This is a genomic window from Mycoplana sp. ABR4_002, from assembly GCF_056159645.1.
Genome location: NZ_JBSWVO010000001.1, coordinates 880,265 through 897,535 on the forward strand (window position 1 = coordinate 880,265; position 17,271 = coordinate 897,535).

Genomic DNA, 17,271 nt, shown 5'->3' on the forward strand with positions numbered 1-17,271 from the left:
ATCTAAGCAGTCCCGCACCACGAGGAGTTGTTCGTGACTGATCTTTCCGCCTTCCCGATTACCCAGAAATGGCCCGCCACACACCCCGACATCATCCAGCTTTACTCGTTGCCGACGCCGAACGGCGTGAAGGTGTCGATCGCGCTCGAGGAACTGGGGCTTCGCTATGAGGCGCACCGGATCGACTTCGGAGCCAACGAGCAGAAGTCGCCGGAATTCGTGTCGCTCAATCCCAACGGCCGCATCCCGGCGCTGATTGATCCGGACGGACCGGACGGCAAGCCGATCGGGCTGTTCGAGTCCGGCGCGATCCTCTGGTATCTGGCCGAGAAGACCGGCAGGCTGGTTCCGGCCGACGCCGCGGGCCGCTACGAGACGCTAGGCTGGGTGATGTTCCAGATGGGCGGCGTCGGTCCGATGTTCGGCCAGTTCGGCCATTTCCACAAGTTCGCTGCCGACAAGGTCGCCAACAACGCCTATCCGAAGGAGCGCTACCGCGATGAGGCCAGGCGCCTGCTCGGCGTGCTGGACGGTCGGCTGAAGGAACGGCGCTGGATCATGGGCGACACCTACACCATTGCCGATATTGCGCTGTTTCCCTGGGTTCGCGGCGCCGACGTGTTCTATGGCGGTCGCGACGTCATCGGTTATGACGACTTTCCCGCCGTCCTGGCATGGCTTGAGCGATGCCTCGACCGGCCGGCGTCGCAAGCCGGGCTGACCGTTCCGGCCAAGGAGTGACGCAAAGGCGCGATCCGGCGGCGTGCTGGCGCGTTGACGACGGCCGCCGCCTCGCGCTACCTCTGGAAAAAACAATAGAGCGGGAAGGGACATCGTGACGGACAGATTGGTAGTCGTGGGAGGCGGCCAGGCCGCCTTCGCCCTGGTTGCGAAACTGCGTGCCTTGAAGGACATGCGCCCGGTAACGATCGTCAGCGCGGAAGCAAGCCCGCCCTACCAGCGCCCGCCTCTGTCAAAGAAGTACCTGCTCGGCGAAGCCGATCTTGGCCGCCTGCATTTCCGTCCCGAGACCTGGTATGGCGAAAATGACGTCGACCTCAGGCTGTCGACCGCGGTAACGGCCATCGACCGCGATGCCAGGACAGTCACGCTCGATGACGGCTCCACGCTCGCCTACGCCTACCTGGCGCTGGCGACCGGCGCTGCGCCGCGCCGCCTGCCGGCGGAGATCGGCGGCGACCTGAAGGGCGTCTACACGGTTCGCGACTATCTCGACGCCGACCGGCTCGGCGAGGAGATGACCGAGGGGCGCAAGGCGCTGATCGTCGGCGGCGGCTACATCGGCCTGGAGGCGGCCGCGGTCGCGCGGGGCCGGGGACTCGATGTCACCGTCGTCGAGGTGGCCGACCGCATCCTGCAGCGCGTCGCCGCCCCGGCGACGTCGACGATCCTCAAGGCCATCCATCTCGCCCGCGGCGTCGACATCCGCGAGAAGACCGGCCTCGTCCGGCTGATCGGCGAGGACGGCCGCGTCACCGGCGCCGAATTGTCCGATGGCCTCGTCCTTCCCGCCGACATCGTGATCGTCGGCATCGGGGTCGCGCCCAACGACCGGCTTGCGCGCGAGGCCGGGCTCGACGTTGCCAACGGCATCGTCGTCGACGAATTCGCCCGCACCTCCGATCCGTTGATCTTCGCGGTCGGCGACTGCGCCAATCTGCCCTACGAGGGCAGCCGCGTGCGGCTGGAGTCGGTCCAGAACGCCGTCGACCAGGCCGAGGCGGCGGCCGCGGTGATCGCCGGCGGCGACCAGCCCTACGCGCCGAAGCCGTGGTTCTGGTCGGACCAGTACGACGTCAAGCTGCAGATCGCCGGCTTCTGCCTGGGCTATGACGATACGCTGGTGCGGCCGGGCGCGCGCGAGGGCAGCGTCTCGGTCTGGTACTTCCGGAACGGCCGGTTCATCGCCGTCGACGCGGTCAATGACGCCAAGGCCTATGTGGTCGGCAAGAAGCTGCTCGAACTCGGCCGCCATCCCGAACGGTCCCAGCTCGAGGACCCGGCGCTGGACCTGAAAAGCCTGACGCTGTGAAATGCCAGCGGGCTGGTCGCCCGCCTGGCGCCCACGTGCCGTTCAGGAGTTGTTAGGCACGACGTTTAAATTTGTTTGCATCAGGCGCCCCACCTGCCAGCGCGGTTCATGCATTCTTCAGCTTTGTCCCGCTGAGTGCTCGCGAAAGCTCACTCTGCCGGATTTCACATGCTTCGCGTTCTTTCCTGCATCACCGTAGAGCACGATCTGCGGTTGGTTCTTCTTGCCGCATTGATCTGCTTCCTGTCCTGCTTCGTGGCCGTTTCGCTGATCCAGCGGGCGCGGGCGGCGTCGGGCAGGGCACGCACGCTTTGGCTCGGCGCGGCCGGCGCTTCCAGCGGGTTCGGCATCTGGGCGACGCATTTCATCGCGATGCTGGCCTACGACCCCGGCGTGGTCATGGGCTTCGGCATGCACCTGACCCTCATCTCGCTGATTGTCGCCATCGTCGTCACGACGATCGGTGCGGGGCTTGCGACCTATGTGGCGGGATCGGCTGCGGCGGCCGCAGGCGGGCTCATCGTCGGCGCAGGCATCGCCACCATGCACTACATCGGCATGGCCGCACTCGAACTGCCGGGCGAGATCGCCTGGGACCCGATGCTGGTGGCGATATCGGTGGCGAGCGGAGTGTTCTTCAGCGGACTTGCTCTGGTTCTGTGCACGCGCCACGGCGGCTCCTCGCGCGTGATGGCGACGGCGGCCATGGCGCTCGGCGTGGTCTCGCTCCATTTCATAGGCATGGGCGCCGTCACGGTCGTGCCGGGGCCGATGCAGGTCAACGATGGTTCGATGCTGTCGGCCGCGCTGATGGCGCCGCTGATCGCCGTCGTCGCCCTTTCGCTGCTGCTCACCGGGCTGACGGCCGCCATCTTCGCCAAGCAGGCAGAGACGACGGTGGCCGAAGGCATGCGCCAGTTCGCCATGTTCGTCCAGGGCGTGTCCGACTACGCGATCTACACGCTCGATCCGAACGGCATCGTCGCCAACTGGAACGAGGGCGCCGAGCGCACCAAGGGCTACAAGGCGCAAGAGATTGTCGGCGAGCACTTCTCCCGCTTCTACAGCGCGCAGGAGCGCCAGGCGGGGCTGCCGGAAAAGGCCCTGCGCCTCGCCCGGGACAACGGCAAGCACGAAGCCGAAGGACGCCGCTACCGGAAGGACGGGACCTATTTCTGGGCGCATGTCGTCATCGACCCGATCCACGACGAAGCCGGCGCGCTGATCGGCTATACCAAGATCACGAAGGACGTGACGAAGGAAAAGGCCGACGCCGAGCGCATCGCCGAGGTCAGCAAGAACCTCGACCTTGCGCTGGAGAACATGTCCCAGGGACTGTGCCTGTTCGATCGTGATGAGCGGCTCGTCCTCTCCAACAGACGCTTCGCCGAGCTGTTCGACTTTCCCGGCGAGCGTGTGCGCCCCGGTCTCAGCTTCCGCGAACTCATCGACCGGGCGCTGGCCAAGGCCTATCAGAATCCGGAGGTCTGGCTGCCGATGGCGTCGGATATCTACGCCCGCCACCGTGCAACGATCCAGCAGAGCGGCGCGATCGTGGAGAAGCTTTCCAGCGGTGTGTCGCTCCAGATCCGCTATCGAACCTTGCCCGAAGGTGGCTGGGTTGCGACCTACGACGACATATCCGAGCGCCTGCGCAACGAGGAGCAGATTGCCTTCATGGCCCGGCACGACGGCCTGACCGGATTGCCGAACCGGGCGAGCTTCAACGACAGCCTGGGAGCGGTGATCGACCTCGCCGCCCGGTCTTCCGGCAAGGTGGCCGCGATCGGCATCGATCTCGACAAGTTCAAGGAGATCAACGACACGCGCGGCCACGCCGTGGGCGATCAGGTGCTCACCACGCTGTCGCAGCGGATGAGGGACTGCCTCGGTGCGGGCGAGACGGTGGCGCGCTTCGGCGGTGACGAGTTCGCGGCCTTCAAGCGCTTTGACGACGTGGCCGAACTCGACGATTTCATCCGTCGCCTGGAGCGCTGCTTCCAGGAGGACATTACCATCGACGACTACGAGCTGAAGCCGGGCGCCAGCCTGGGCGTGGCCATCTATCCGCAGGACGCGGACAATCTGGAGGCGCTTCTCAACAATGCCGACCTTGCCATGTACCGGGCCAAGGAGGCGCTGACCCAGACGGTCTGCTTCTATGAGGTCTCGATGGACGAGGTCGCGCGCAACCGGCGCCTGATGGCGAAGGACCTGTGGCAGGCTCCCGGACGCGGCGAATTGCTGCTGCACTACCAGGTGCAGAAGGCCGTCGGCTCGGGCCGCGTCACCGGCTATGAGGTGCTGCTGCGCTGGAGCCACCCGGAGAAGGGCATGATCTCGCCATCGGAGTTCATTCCGGTCGCAGAGGAATGCGGCGCCATTCTTCCCATCGGGGAATGGGTCCTGCGTGAGGCCTGCCGCGAGGCGGCGAGCTGGGAGGTCCCGCACAAGATCGCCGTCAACCTTTCGCCGGTGCAACTCGGCAATGCCGACGTCGCCGATCTGGTCAGCCGGGTGCTGTCGGAGACCGGCCTTGCCCCGCGCCGGCTGGAACTCGAGATCACCGAGTCGACGATTATCGGCGACAAGGAGCGCGCCCTGCGGACCTTGCGTCAGATCAAGGCGCTCGGCGTCACCATCGCCATCGACGACTTCGGCACCGGTTATTCCTCGCTCGAGACGCTCCGGTCCTTCCCCTTCGACAAGATCAAGCTCGACCGCAGCTTCATGAACGAGGTGGAGGAAAGCCCGCAGGCAAAGGCGATCCTGCGCGCGATCGTGGCGCTCGGCCAGACGCTGGAGGTGCCGGTGCTGGCGGAAGGCGTGGAGACGGGCGACCAGCTCGCGATCCTGCGCGCCGAGGGCTGCAACGAGGCGCAGGGCTATTTCCTCGGCCGCCCGCAGCCGCGGGCCGGCGACGCAGTCAAGGCCGCATAGCCGGCCTTGCGCCGCTCCGGCTCGCAGCCGGGCGTTCGGACTACTGCGGGACGTGCACCTGGCCGGGGCGCTCGATCTGGAAGCGGGGGAAGACAAATACCCCGAGGATCGTGCCGGCATAGCGTTGCTCCAGACCGGTCGACTCACCGACGCAGAAGACCGGCTGGCGCGACGCCCCCTCGATTTCGATGGTCGTCGAGAAGCAGAAGGACGAAGAGGCCGTGGCCGCCTGCTCGAAGAGCTCGAGCACGCGGTTGCGGTCGAGCGGATCGTAGCACCGGACGAGGTTCAGCAGGCCGCAATTGCGCTCGTCGAGCCGGTGCATCCGGGTGGCCTTCTCGCCCAGCCGCAGCAGCCCGTTCGACAGGTCGCCGGTCCAGCGCTCAGTCACGCAATACTGGGTGAGAAGTTCGTTGTCGGAAGGGTCGAACGACACCGAGCCGGGCACGAACGGCGAAGCAAATGCAGTCTTGGCAATTTTGAACACGATATCCCCAGCCGGCAGGTCCGACTCCACCCTCATGCCACGCATTGCACTGCTGGCATTCCCCAATGCACTCGCTGCGACCGGCGAAGGTGCGGGCTTCGCGGATCGCTGTCATTACTTCGACAACCGCGGGTTCCGGTCAAGGGGGCGCCCACGGTCGTCCACCGCCTCGCACAATGGCCTGGCCGGCATCTGTATTATGATTCTATCTCTGTGATTTGGAAGCACATATTCAACGAACAGTTAACGCGAGGCGGCCAGGCGCTCTGCCCTGGCTGATCCGGCCCGCGCCAGCGTCGTGCGCGCATGGCGTGTGTTCGCGTCCGGGGCGGTTCTCGCCATTGTCTGGCATCCGGCGCGTAGAGCTCCCCGGCCCCGGCCAAAGAAAAAGGGCGGCCCGAAGGCCGCCCCGTATTGCTGGGTGACGGATCAGGCTGGCGCCTGATTACATCATGCCGTCCATGCCCATGCCGCCCATGCCGCCCGGCATTGCCGGTGCGTCCTTCTTCGGCAGCTCGGCGATCATGGCTTCGGTGGTGACGAGCAGGCCGGCAACCGAAGCGGCGTCCTGCAGAGCCGTGCGAACGACCTTGACCGGGTCGACGATGCCCATGCCGATCATGTCGCCATATTCGCCGGTCTGGGCGTTGTAGCCGAAGTTGTCCTCGTTCTTCTCGAGGATCTTGCCGACGACGATGGAGGCTTCATCACCAGCGTTCTCGACGATCTGGCGGGCCGGAGCCTGCAGAGCGCGACGAACGATGTTGATGCCGGCGTCCTGGTCGTCGTTCTCGCCCTTGACGCTGATCTTGGAGCCGGAACGCAGCAGCGCGACGCCACCGCCGGCAACGATGCCTTCCTGGACGGCAGCGCGGGTGGCGTTGAGCGCGTCGTCGATGCGGTCCTTCTTTTCCTTCACTTCGACTTCCGTCGCACCGCCGACGCGGATGACGGCGACGCCGCCGGCGAGCTTGGCCAGGCGTTCCTGCAGCTTCTCGCGGTCGTAGTCGGAGGTGGTTTCCTCGATCTGGGCCTTGATCTGGGCAACGCGACCTTCGATTTCCGACTTCTTGCCGGCGCCGTCGACGATCGTGGTGTTTTCCTTCGTGATCGAGACCTTCTTCGCACGGCCGAGCATGTCGAGCGTGACGGTTTCGAGCTTGATGCCGAGGTCTTCGGAGATCACGGTACCGCCGGTCAGGATGGCGAGGTCTTCGAGCATCGCCTTGCGGCGGTCGCCGAAGCCCGGAGCCTTGACGGCAGCGATCTTGAGGCCGCCGCGCAGCTTGTTGACGACGAGAGTTGCCAGGGCTTCGCCCTCGACGTCCTCAGCGATGATGAGGAGCGGCTTGCCGGTCTGGACGACGGCTTCGAGAACCGGAAGCATGGCCTGCAGGTTGGAGAGCTTCTTCTCGTGCAGCAGGATGAATGCGTCTTCGAGTTCGGCGACCATCTTTTCCGGGTTGGTCACGAAGTAGGGCGACAGGTAGCCACGGTCGAACTGCATGCCTTCGACGACCTCGAGCTCGGTCTCGGCGGTCTTGGCTTCCTCGACGGTGATCACGCCTTCATTGCCGACCTTCTGCATGGCTTCGGCAATGTCGAGGCCGATCTGGCGCTCGCCGTTGGCCGAGATCGTGCCGACCTGGGCAACTTCTTCCGAGGTGTTGATCTTCTTGGCCTTGGCCTGGAGATCCTTGACGACTTCGGTGACGGCGAGGTCGATGCCGCGCTTCAGGTCCATCGGGTTCATGCCGGCGGCAACGGCCTTGGCGCCTTCGCGAACGATCGCCTGGGCGAGCACGGTTGCGGTGGTGGTGCCGTCACCGGCGATGTCGTTGGTCTTCGAAGCGACTTCGCGGACCATCTGGGCGCCCATGTTCTCGAACTTGTCTTCCAGTTCGATTTCCTTGGCGACCGACACGCCGTCCTTGGTGATGCGCGGCGCGCCGAAGGACTTGTCGATGACGACGTTGCGGCCCTTCGGGCCGAGGGTGACCTTGACTGCATCCGCGAGGATGTCGACGCCACGCAGCATCTTTTCGCGCGCGGTGCGGCCGAATTTGACTTCTTTGGCTGCCATTTTCAAAACTCCTGGTTTCGAAATGCCGGATTGCCCGGCTTGAAGTTAGGGGAAGTTCGCGGTGGGAAGATCGGCGATCAGCCGATGATGCCCATGATGTCGGCTTCCTTCATGATCAGAAGCTCTTCGCCCTCGAGCTTGACCTCGGTGCCCGACCACTTGCCGAACAGGACGCGGTCGCCGACCTTGACGTCGAGTGCGACCAGCTTGCCGCTTTCATCGCGGGCACCCGAGCCGACGGCGACGATTTCGCCTTCCTGCGGCTTTTCCTTGGCGGTGTCCGGAATGATGATGCCGCCCTTGGTCTTTTCCTCGGACTCGACGCGACGGACGACGACGCGATCGTGGAGCGGGCGGAAATTGGTGGTTGCCATTGTCTAATCCCTCGATCAAATGACATGTCTCGGATCGGAACCGACCCGGTGGATTTTTTTGTTAGCACTCGCAAATGGAGAGTGCTAGCGGAGCCGAGATAGGCGTCGGGCGAGCACGAGTCAAGGATGGGTTCGGGAAAAAAATCGAACAAGCCGATCGTTGTTGACTTGGACGGACTGATTGGCTTTAACAATGCCATGGGGTTTGCGATACCCCACGAGGCGCCATGCCGAAATTCGCGTCCTTTACTGTCACATAGAGGGACGTATCATGGCTTCCTACAACGGAATTTCCCCCGAGAAGCTTTCTCGTCTGGTCGGCACGCCGCGAGCGCCGGTGCTGGTCGACGTTCGCGATGACGACGACTTCGCCGCCGCGCCCTTGCTGCTGCCCGCCGCTGTCCGCAGGGACCATGCCGCTGTTTCGGCCTGGTCGTCCGACTACCGCGGTCGTTGGGTGGTGGTCGTCTGCCAGAAGGGGCTGAAGCTCAGCGAGGGCGTCGCCGCGATGCTGCGCTGCCAGGGCGCGCAGGCAGAGGTCCTGGAGGGTGGCTTCGTCGCATGGCAGGAGGCGGCGCTACCGCTCGTTCCGGTCAAAAGCCTGCCGCAGCGAAGTGCGACCGGCGGAACGCTTTGGGTGACCCGGTCGCGGCCCAAGATCGACCGCATCGCCTGTCCGTGGCTGATCCGGCGGTTCGTCGATCCGCAGGCGCGCTTCCTCTTCGTCGCGCCATCCGAGGTGCAGGCCGTCGCCGATCGCTTCGGCGCGACGCCCTTCGACATCGAGGGCGTGGACTGGAGCCATCGCGGCGAACTGTGCAGCTTCGACGTCATGGTCGAGGAATTCGGTCTCGATTTTCCGGCGCTGAAGCAACTCGCGCGGATCGTGCGCGGCGCCGACACCAATCGCCCGGATCTGGAGCCGCAGGCCGCGGGCCTTCTGGCCGTCTCGCTCGGCCTGTCGCGCATGTTCGCCGACGATCTGGAGCAGCTCGAGGCCGGGATGCTCGTCTATGACGCCTTGTACCGCTGGGCGCGCGATGCGGCCGACGAGAAGCACGACTGGGTCTCCCATACCCCCCGCAGGAAGGATGGCCGCGACCGTGGATAAGCCCATCGATGCCGACCTTGAGGCGGATGCGCCGCCGCATCCGTCCTTCGGCGAGGCGGCAAGGGTCTGGGCCCGGGTCGGGCTCTTGAGCTTTGGCGGCCCGGCCGGCCAGATCGCGCTGATGCACAAGGAACTGGTCGAAGACCGCCGATGGATTTCCGAAAGCCGCTTCCTGCACGCCCTCAACTACTGCATGCTGCTGCCCGGACCGGAAGCGCAGCAGCTCGCCACCTATGTCGGCTGGCTGCTGCACGGCACGCGCGGTGGCATCGTCGCGGGAACGCTGTTCGTCCTGCCGGGCTTCGTCGTCATCTGCGCGCTTTCGGCGGCCTACGCTCTGTTCCAGCGCACCGACTGGCTGCAAACCTTGTTCTTCGGCCTCAAGGCGGCGGTGCTGGCGATCGTGATCGAGGCGCTGCTGCGCGTGGCCCGCCGCGCACTGAAGACGCCGCTCGCCCGCCTGCTGGCGGCGCTCGCCTTCGCGTGCCTGTTTTTCCTGGCGCTGCCGTTTCCGCTGGTCATCGCCGCGGCGGGCATGACCGGCTATCTTGTCGCGCGAACCGCACCCGGCCTGCTGCAGCCGCCGCCAGGTCACAGGGCGCACGCGCCGGACAAGCCCTCGGTCATCGGCGAAACCGTCTCCGATCGGCGCCGCGGCCTCGGCCGGACGATGGCGATCGCCGTTGTCGGCATCGCCCTGTGGGCGGCGCCCTTTGCCCTCGTTCCGCTGCTTCCCGAGGGACCCGGCGCTTTTGCCGCCATTGGCGTCTTCTTTTCGAAGATGGCGGTTGTGACCTTCGGCGGGGCCTACGCGGTGTTGGCCTATGTCGCCCAGCAAGCGGTCGACACCTATCACTGGCTGAGGCCCGGCGAGATGCTCGACGGCCTGGCGCTGGCCGAGACGACGCCCGGGCCGCTGGTGCTCGTGCTCTCCTTCGTCGGCTTTCTGGCCGCCGCCCGCGACGGCGCCGGGCTCGACCCGCTCACGGCCGGGCTGCTCGGCGCAGGGCTGACGACCTGGGTGACCTTCGTTCCCTGCTTCCTCTGGATCTTTCTCGGCGCGCCCCATGTCGAGCGGTTGCGGCAGCACGCGGCCCTTTCCGGCGCGCTCTCGGCCATCTCGGCCGCCGTCGTCGGCGTCATCCTCAACCTCGCGATCTGGTTCGGCCTGCACGTGCTCTTCCGCGAGGTCGGGACGCTCGAGGCCGGTCCGATCTCGATGGCGATGCCGACCCTTGCCTCGATCGACCCGTTGGCCGTGCTTCTGACGGCGGCGGCGACGGTCATGCTGTTGCGCCTCGGGTTCGGGATCGTCCAGACGCTCCTGGCCTGTGCGATCGTCGGTTTCGCGCTGCGCCTGCCGATCTAGGGGCCGCGCGGCAAAATTGCCGGGGGGCTCTTGTTTTCTCCGTCGGGCTTTGCGATGTCAGCCGGGCCCCTCAGGATCGGGAAACGAGCATGGCCAAGCGCATTCAGTCCTTCAGCGAGATCACCGACCAGTACGACGTCGTCCTTTGCGACGTCTGGGGCGTGCTGCACAATGGCGTGGAGGCCTTTGCCGCGGCCTCGGAGGCGCTCGCGCAGGCGCGGGCGGCCGGCCTCACGGTCGTCCTGATCACCAATTCTCCGCGGCCGCATCCCGGCGTGAGGGTCCAGATCCGGGGCCTGGGCGTGCTTGACGAGGCCTACGACCGCATCGTTACGTCCGGCGACGTCACCCGCGCGCTGATCGCCTCGGGACCGGAGAAGGTCTATTTCATCGGCGCGCGCAAGGACGTGCCGTTGCTGGACGGGCTGGGCGTCGAGGCCGTTTCGGCCGAGCAGGCCGGCATCGTCGTCTGCGCCGGTTTGCGCAATGACGAGAAGGAGACGCCGGAGGACTACCGCCCGGAACTGGAGCGGCTGGCTGCGCGGCATCTGCCCTTCATCTGCGCCAATCCCGACCTCGTCGTCGAGCGCGGCCACAGGCTGATCCCCTGCGCGGGCGCGCTTGCCAAGCTTTATGGCGAGATGGGCGGCTCGACGCTGATCGCCGGCAAGCCGCACCGGCCGATCTACGAGAAGACGCTCGAGGAGGCGCGCGACGTTCGCGGCGCGATCGATCTCGCGCGCGTCATCGCCATCGGCGACGGCATGCCGACCGATGTGCGCGGTGCCGAGGGCTACGGGCTCGACGTGCTCTACATTTCCGGCGGCATCCATGCGCAGGAATATGTGGTGAACGGAGTAACCGACGAGGCGAAGCTGAAAGCCTTCCTGAAGCGCGAAAGTGCCACGCCGAAGTGGTGGATGCCGCGCCTGCAGTAACGATACGGGAAAAAAGGGCCATGACCGTATTCCATCGAAACGAGACGAAGGAGCCGTTGCCCCAGCATCTCCGCGGCGGCGTCGTCGCGATCGGCAATTTCGATGGCGTCCACCGTGGCCATCAGTCCGTGCTGCAGCGCGCGCTCGACATTGCGCGGTCGCAGAATGTGCCGGCGCTGGTGCTGACCTTCGAGCCGCATCCGCGCACGGTGTTCCGACCCGACCAACCCGTGTTCCGCCTGACGCCGGCGCCATTGAAGGCCCGCATCCTGGAAGGGATGGGGTTTGCGGCGGTGATCGAATATCCCTTCAACCGGCAGTTCTCGCAGATGACGGCGGCGGAGTTTGTCCAGCAGGTGCTGCTCGACTGGCTCCATGCCGGCCATGTCGTCACCGGCTTCGACTTCCATTTCGGCAAGGGCAGGGAAGGCGGTCCCGCCTTCATGATCGCCGCCGGCGAGGAAAACGGCTTCGGCGTGACGCTCGTCGACGCCTACCGCGACGAGAACGCCGACGTGATCTCGTCCAGCCGCATCCGCGATCTATTGGCCGGTGGCGCCGTCACCGAGGCCGCCGGTCTGCTCGGCTATCATTACACCGTCGAGACCGAGATCATCGCCGGCAAGCAGCTCGGCCGCACGCTCGGCTTTCCGACCGCCAACATGCAGCTCCCGCCCGAGGCGGCGCTGAGCACCGGCATTTACGCGGTCCGCTTCCGCCGCGCTGATGGCGCCCTGTTCGACGGGGTCGCAAGCTTCGGCCGGCGCCCGACCGTGGACAGCAACGGGGCGCCGCTGCTTGAAACCTTCATCTTCGACTTTTCCGACACGATCTACGGCGAGACCTGCTCGGTTTCCTTCTTCGAACACCTGCGCGACGAGCTGCGCTTCGACGGGCTCGAGGCACTGGTGGTGCAGATGAAACGCGACGAGGAGGAGGCGCGCGCGCTCCTGTCGGGCGTGCGTCCGATCGGCGCCATCGACCGCCAACTCTGTTTCTAGCAGGTCAAGAAAACGTGCCGACCATGCGCGCGGCACCTTTTCAAGCCGGTCAAAACGCCGTAATACCGCCGGTCATGATGTTCGTACGGCTGACCATCGATCTGCGAATTAGTGGCCCGGCCTTCCGCGCGCTCTGAGCGAGGCCGGAAGTCCGGGATTTCGGGCGTTTCAAGCCACGCCCCGCCGTCACCGACAGACAGATTCCCTCTTTTGGCGCGACAATGCGCGCGATGAAGCGATAGCCATGACCGATACGTCCGAAAAGATCGACTATTCCTCGACCCTCTATTTGCCGCAGACGGACTTCCCGATGCGCGCCGGCCTGCCGCAGAAGGAGCCGGAGACGGTCGCCCGCTGGCAGAAGATGGGCCTTTACAAGAAGCTGCGGGCCTCCGCCGCCGGCCGCGAGAAGTTCGTCCTGCATGACGGGCCGCCCTATGCCAACGGCAATATCCATATCGGCCATGCCCTCAACAAGATCCTGAAGGACGCCATCAACCGCTCGTTCCAGATGCGCGGCTTCGATGCCAACTACGTGCCCGGCTGGGACTGCCACGGTCTGCCGATCGAGTGGAAGATCGAGGAGAAGTATCGCGAGAAGGGCAAGAACAAGGACGAGGTGCCGGTCAACGAGTTCCGCAAGGAGTGCCGCGACTTCGCCGCCGACTGGATCGCGGTCCAGACCGAGGAGTTCAAGCGTCTCGGCATCGAGGGCGACTTCGATAATCCCTACACCACGATGGCCTTCCACGCCGAGGCCCGCATCGCCGGCGAATTGATGAAGATCGCCAGGAGCGGCCAGCTCTACCGCGGCTCCAAGCCGATCATGTGGTCGGTGGTCGAGCGTACCGCGCTGGCCGAGGCCGAGGTCGAATATGCGGACGTCGAGAGCGACATGATCTGGGTGAAGTTCCCGGTTCGGGAAGGGCCGGACGCGCTGTCCGGCGCCCACGTCGTGATCTGGACCACCACTCCCTGGACGATTCCGGGCAACCGCGCGATCGCCTATTCGTCGCGCTACGCCTACGCGCTCTACGAGGTTGCCACCGCCGAGAACGACTTCGGCCCGCAGCCGGGTGAACGGCTGATCTTCGCCAAGCGTCTTGCCGATGAGTCCGCAGCCAAGGCCAAGGTGACCTTCAATTTCGTCGGCGACATCGAGGCCGATGAACTTGCGGCGATCACCTGCGCCCATCCGCTGCACGGGCTCGGCGGCGGCTACGACTTCAAGGTGCCGCTGCTGGACGGCGACCACGTCACCGACGACGCCGGCACGGGCTTCGTCCACACCGCCCCCGGCCACGGCCGCGACGACTTCGACGCCTGGATGGATTCGGCACGTGCGCTCGAGGCGCGCGGCATCTCGTCGGCGATCCCCTTCACCGTCGACGACGCCGGCTACTTCACCGCCGACGCGCCCGGCTTCGGCCCGGACGCGGAAGGCGGGGCAGGGCGCGTCATCGACGACAAGGGCAAGAAGGGCGATGCCAACGACCGCGTCATCAAGGCGCTGATTGCCCGCCACGCGCTGTTCGCACGCGGCCGCCTGAAGCACTCCTACCCGCATTCCTGGCGCTCCAAGAAGCCGGTCATCTTCCGCAACACGCCGCAGTGGTTCGTCTACATGGACAAGGACTTCGGCGACGGCACGACGCTGCGCGCGCGCGCGCTGTCGGCGATCGACGATACCCGCTTCGTTCCCGCCGCCGGCCAGAACCGACTGCGTGCCATGATCGAGGGCCGTCCGGACTGGGTGCTGTCGCGCCAGCGCGCCTGGGGCGTGCCGATCGCGATCTTCGCCGACGACGACGGCAACGTGCTGCTGGACGATGCGGTCAACGCCCGCATCCTCGAGGCGTTCGAGCGGGAAGGGGCCGACGCCTGGTTCGCCGAAGGCGCCAAGGAGCGCTTCCTCGGCAGCGACCATAACCATGCGAAGTGGCACCAGGTCATGGACATCCTCGACGTCTGGTTCGATTCCGGATCGACCCACACCTTTACGCTGGAGGATCGCCCCGACCTGAAGTGGCCGGCCGACGTCTATCTGGAAGGCTCCGACCAGCACCGCGGCTGGTTCCATTCCTCGCTGCTCGAAAGCTGCGCGACCCGCGGCCGCGCGCCCTACAACGCCGTCGTCACCCACGGATTCACGATGGACGAGAAGGGCGAGAAGATGTCCAAGTCCAAGGGCAACGTCGTCGCCCCGCAGGACGTGATGAAGGACGCCGGCGCCGATATCCTGCGCCTGTGGGTGATGACCACCGACTATTGGGAAGACCAGCGCCTCGGCAAGACCATCATCCAGACCAACATCGACGCCTATCGCAAGCTGCGCAACACCATCCGCTGGATGCTCGGCACGCTCGCCCACGACAAGGGCGAGGAGATCGCCTTTGCCGACATGCCGGAGCTGGAGAAGCTGATGCTGCACCGGCTCGCGGAGCTCGACCAGTTGGTGCGCCAGGGCTATGACGCCTTCGACTTCAAGAAGATCGCGCGTGCGCTGATCGACTTCGCCAATGTCGATCTGTCGGCCTTCTACTTCGACGTGCGCAAGGACGCTCTCTACTGCGACGCGCCCTCCAGCCTGCGCCGCCGCGCCGCGCTGGCGGTGATCCGCAAGCTGTTCGACTGCCTCGTCCTGTGGCTTGCGCCGATGCTGCCGTTCACCACCGAGGAGGCCTGGCTGTCGCGCCGGCCCGAGGCCGTTTCGGTGCATCTCGAGCAGTTCCCGCAGATCCCGGCCGAGTGGCGCAACGACGCGCTCGAGGCGAAGTGGGAGAAGATCCGCGAGCTCCGCATGGTCGTGACCGGCGCGCTGGAGATCGAGCGCCGGGAGAAGCGGATCGGCTCGTCGCTGGAGGCGGCCCCGGTCGTCCACGTCAACGACCCGGCGCTGATCGCCGCGATCGAGGGCACGGATTTCGCCGAGATCTGCATCACCTCCGCCATCACGGTGGTTGCGGGCGAGGGCCCGGCCGGAGCGTTCCGCCTGGCGGACGTCGCCGGTGTGGCCGTCGAGCCGAAGCTCGCCGTTGGCACGAAGTGCGCACGCTCCTGGCGCATCACCACCGATGTCGGCGCCGATCCGGACTATCCGGACGTCTCCGCCCGTGATGCGGCGGCGCTGCGGGAGATCGGCTTCCGCGCGGCCGCCTGAGGCCGATCGGGGGCGAAAGGTTGTGCACAAGCACGCCGATATACCGGATGAATTGCACTTTTGCCGTTCATCCGGTATTTCTGCCCGAAAATCGTCGGATTTTTCGGCCAACGCACAGGTTTGATGATCGTCCTCGACGGTGTGCACCGGCTCTGCTGGAAAGGTTTGCATGGGAATGACGCGACAACATCGACTGGGCGCCAGCGTGGCGGCACTGCTTGGCGCCTGCGCCATTCTTTCGGGATGCATCGGCGGCCCGACCTATGGAACCGACAAGACCAGCGGCGAGCAGTTGATGGACGACCTCGGCAACGCCGTCATGCTGCGGCCGCCGAACGGCGACAAGAAGATCGCCTACCAGCCCCGCGGCGGGCTGGTGCTGCCGAAGGAGGACAAGCAGCTCGTCGAGCCGCAGAAGTCGCTCGCCTCGACGGCCGACAACCCGCAATGGGTCGAAAGCCCCGAGGACATGCGCGCCCGCCTGAAGCAGGAGGCGACCGAGAACGAGCGCAACATCGCCTACAACTCGCCGCTCGCCAGCCAGAATACGACCGCGCGCAGCCTCTCGACCAACGAGCAGCTCGAGCAGTACCGTGAGGCACGCAAGCTGCAGCAGGGCCTCTACTCCGACAAGCGGCGCTATCTCAGCGACCCGCCGCTCGAGTATCGCGCGATCCCCGAGGAAGCCATGAACGATCTTGGCGAGCCGGAGAAGAAGAAGGCGAGCCGCCGCAAGAAGGAGGCGGAGATCGCCAACACGGGCACGAAGAAGTGGTGGCCGTTCTGATCCGATGAGCTACCGCATTCGCAACGCGTCCGTCGCCGACGCGCCGGTGATCCTGCGCTTCATTACCGAGCTTGCCGAGTACGAGAAGGCGGTTCACAAGGTGGTGGCGACGGTCGAGACGCTGGCCGAAACGATGTTTGGCCCGAAATCGGTGACCAAGGCCGTGATCTGCGAGACCGACGCGGGCGAGCCGGTCGGTTTTGCGGTATGGTTCGTCAGCTTTTCGACGTGGCAGGCCCGCAACGTCCTGTCGCTCGAGGATCTCTACGTCGTGCCCGAACACCGCGGCGGCGGCGTAGGGCGCATGCTGTTGCGGCATCTCGCGCAGATTGCCGTGGCCGAAGGTTACGGCCGTTTCGAATGGAACGTGCTCGACTGGAACGCGCCGGCGATCAGGGTCTACGAGTCGATCGGTGCCGAGCCGAAGTCCGAATGGATCCGCTACCGGCTGGCGGGCGACAAGCTGAAGGCCTTCGCAGAGAGCTGACGTTTCAGCGCCGTTCGGCAAAGAACTCCTTCAGGATCGTCGCGGCCTCCTGCTCGCCGATGCCGGAATAGACCTCCGGCGCATGATGGCAGGTCGGCTGGGCGTAGAACCGCACGCCGCTGTCGACGCCGCCGCCCTTCGGGTCCTCGGCGCCATAGTAGAGGCGTCGCAGCCGGGCGAAGGAGATGGCGGCGGCGCACATCGTGCACGGCTCGAGCGTCACGTACAGATCGGCCTCGTTGAGGCGCTCGTTGCCGAGGATTTCGGCGCCTTTCCGGATTGCCAGGATCTCCGCATGGGCCGTGGCGTCCCGATCGGTGCGGGTGCGGTTGCCGGCGCGCGCAATGACCTTGCCGTGGTGGACGAGCACGGCGCCGATCGGCACCTCGCCGCGTTCGGCCGCCTTGCGCGCCTCCGCCAGTGCGAGGTCCATGAACCTATTCGTCATCGCTGCTCAGAATTCCTCTTAACCCCGGTCGCC

14 protein-coding genes are annotated in these 17,271 nt (G+C 65.8%); 10 read left to right on the forward strand and 4 right to left on the reverse strand.

The genetic code is table 11. The features are described from left to right. Positions 1 to 33: 33 nt before the first annotated feature. The 3 genes from ACXAGF_RS04190 to ACXAGF_RS04200 all read left to right on the forward strand — a co-directional run bounded on the left by ACXAGF_RS04190 (position 34) and on the right by ACXAGF_RS04200 (position 4,993). Positions 34 to 741: a glutathione S-transferase C-terminal domain-containing protein gene (locus tag ACXAGF_RS04190; RefSeq protein WP_475014701.1), complete on the forward strand. Its 708-nt coding sequence runs from the start codon at positions 34 to 36 to the stop codon at positions 739 to 741. A 94-nt stretch (positions 742 to 835) separates the two neighbouring features. Further along, entirely contained in the window at positions 836 to 2,053 is a 1,218-nt protein-coding gene (locus ACXAGF_RS04195) for an NAD(P)/FAD-dependent oxidoreductase (protein ID WP_475014703.1), read from the forward strand. 168 nt (positions 2,054 to 2,221) lie between these two features. Next, positions 2,222 to 4,993 (forward strand): bifunctional diguanylate cyclase/phosphodiesterase, encoded by a 2,772-nt coding sequence (locus ACXAGF_RS04200; protein WP_475014705.1) that lies wholly within the window; start codon positions 2,222 to 2,224, stop codon positions 4,991 to 4,993. A gap of 40 nt (positions 4,994 to 5,033) precedes the next feature. On the opposite strand, the gene ACXAGF_RS04205 is transcribed toward ACXAGF_RS04200, so the two are convergent. The 3 genes from ACXAGF_RS04205 to groES form a co-directional block, all read right to left on the reverse strand. After that, positions 5,034 to 5,480, reverse strand: coding sequence for a hypothetical protein (locus ACXAGF_RS04205; RefSeq protein ID WP_475014706.1), 447 nt, complete (start codon positions 5,478 to 5,480; stop codon positions 5,034 to 5,036). Between the two features lie 445 nt (positions 5,481 to 5,925). Beyond that, positions 5,926 to 7,563: a chaperonin GroEL gene (gene groL, locus ACXAGF_RS04210; RefSeq protein ID WP_475014707.1), complete on the reverse strand. Its 1,638-nt coding sequence runs from the start codon at positions 7,561 to 7,563 to the stop codon at positions 5,926 to 5,928. A gap of 77 nt (positions 7,564 to 7,640) precedes the next feature. Further along, the gene (gene groES / locus ACXAGF_RS04215; RefSeq protein ID WP_475014708.1) at positions 7,641 to 7,937 is read right to left on the reverse strand and encodes a co-chaperone GroES; all 297 of its coding nucleotides are present in this window, start codon (positions 7,935 to 7,937) and stop codon (positions 7,641 to 7,643) included. Between the two features lie 271 nt (positions 7,938 to 8,208). Between groES and ACXAGF_RS04220 the strand changes: the two genes are divergently transcribed. The 7 genes from ACXAGF_RS04220 (at position 8,209) to ACXAGF_RS04250 (ending at position 16,790) form a co-directional block, all read left to right on the forward strand. Continuing rightward, the gene (locus tag ACXAGF_RS04220) at positions 8,209 to 9,048 is read left to right on the forward strand and encodes a chromate resistance protein ChrB domain-containing protein (protein WP_475014709.1); all 840 of its coding nucleotides are present in this window, start codon (positions 8,209 to 8,211) and stop codon (positions 9,046 to 9,048) included. Next, the gene (chrA, locus tag ACXAGF_RS04225; RefSeq protein ID WP_475014712.1) at positions 9,029 to 10,417 is read left to right on the forward strand and encodes a chromate efflux transporter; all 1,389 of its coding nucleotides are present in this window, start codon (positions 9,029 to 9,031) and stop codon (positions 10,415 to 10,417) included. Before ACXAGF_RS04220 ends, chrA begins: the two co-directional genes overlap by 20 nt. An 89-nt stretch (positions 10,418 to 10,506) precedes the next feature. Next, positions 10,507 to 11,355, forward strand: a complete 849-nt coding sequence (locus ACXAGF_RS04230) for a TIGR01459 family HAD-type hydrolase (RefSeq protein ID WP_475014713.1) — start codon at positions 10,507 to 10,509, stop codon at positions 11,353 to 11,355. Positions 11,356 to 11,375: 20 nt separating this feature from the next. Next, a complete protein-coding gene (locus ACXAGF_RS04235; protein WP_475014715.1) occupies positions 11,376 to 12,356 on the forward strand; it encodes a bifunctional riboflavin kinase/FAD synthetase in 981 nt (326 codons plus the stop codon). Positions 12,357 to 12,600: 244 nt separating this feature from the next. Then, positions 12,601 to 15,516: an isoleucine--tRNA ligase gene (ileS, locus tag ACXAGF_RS04240; protein ID WP_475014717.1), complete on the forward strand. Its 2,916-nt coding sequence runs from the start codon at positions 12,601 to 12,603 to the stop codon at positions 15,514 to 15,516. Between the two features lie 169 nt (positions 15,517 to 15,685). Then, the gene (locus ACXAGF_RS04245; protein WP_475014719.1) at positions 15,686 to 16,303 is read left to right on the forward strand and encodes a hypothetical protein; all 618 of its coding nucleotides are present in this window, start codon (positions 15,686 to 15,688) and stop codon (positions 16,301 to 16,303) included. A 4-nt stretch (positions 16,304 to 16,307) separates the two neighbouring features. Beyond that, positions 16,308 to 16,790, forward strand: a complete 483-nt coding sequence (locus ACXAGF_RS04250; protein ID WP_475014721.1) for an N-acetyltransferase family protein — start codon at positions 16,308 to 16,310, stop codon at positions 16,788 to 16,790. Between the two features lie 4 nt (positions 16,791 to 16,794). Here ACXAGF_RS04250 and ACXAGF_RS04255 read toward each other — a convergent pair whose 3' ends face one another. Next, positions 16,795 to 17,238: a nucleoside deaminase gene (locus ACXAGF_RS04255; RefSeq protein ID WP_475014722.1), complete on the reverse strand. Its 444-nt coding sequence runs from the start codon at positions 17,236 to 17,238 to the stop codon at positions 16,795 to 16,797. Between the last annotated feature and the right edge of the window lie 33 nt (positions 17,239 to 17,271).

Bases quoted from the DNA above. Each gene is read 5' to 3' on its own strand.
- groES (WP_475014708.1), bottom strand. From the start codon at position 7,937: ATGGCAACCACCAATTTCCGCCCGCTCCACGATCGCGTCGTCGTCCGT.
- ACXAGF_RS04200 (WP_475014705.1), top strand. From the start codon at position 2,222: ATGCTTCGCGTTCTTTCCTGCATCACCGTAGAGCACGATCTGCGGTTG.
- chrA (WP_475014712.1), top strand. From the start codon at position 9,029: ATGGCCGCGACCGTGGATAAGCCCATCGATGCCGACCTTGAGGCGGAT.
- ileS (WP_475014717.1), top strand. From the start codon at position 12,601: ATGACCGATACGTCCGAAAAGATCGACTATTCCTCGACCCTCTATTTG.
- ACXAGF_RS04255 (WP_475014722.1), bottom strand. From the start codon at position 17,238: ATGACGAATAGGTTCATGGACCTCGCACTGGCGGAGGCGCGCAAGGCG.
- ACXAGF_RS04220 (WP_475014709.1), top strand. From the start codon at position 8,209: ATGGCTTCCTACAACGGAATTTCCCCCGAGAAGCTTTCTCGTCTGGTC.
- ACXAGF_RS04230 (WP_475014713.1), top strand. From the start codon at position 10,507: ATGGCCAAGCGCATTCAGTCCTTCAGCGAGATCACCGACCAGTACGAC.
- groL (WP_475014707.1), bottom strand. From the start codon at position 7,563: ATGGCAGCCAAAGAAGTCAAATTCGGCCGCACCGCGCGCGAAAAGATG.
- ACXAGF_RS04235 (WP_475014715.1), top strand. From the start codon at position 11,376: ATGACCGTATTCCATCGAAACGAGACGAAGGAGCCGTTGCCCCAGCAT.
- ACXAGF_RS04245 (WP_475014719.1), top strand. From the start codon at position 15,686: ATGGGAATGACGCGACAACATCGACTGGGCGCCAGCGTGGCGGCACTG.
- ACXAGF_RS04250 (WP_475014721.1), top strand. From the start codon at position 16,308: ATGAGCTACCGCATTCGCAACGCGTCCGTCGCCGACGCGCCGGTGATC.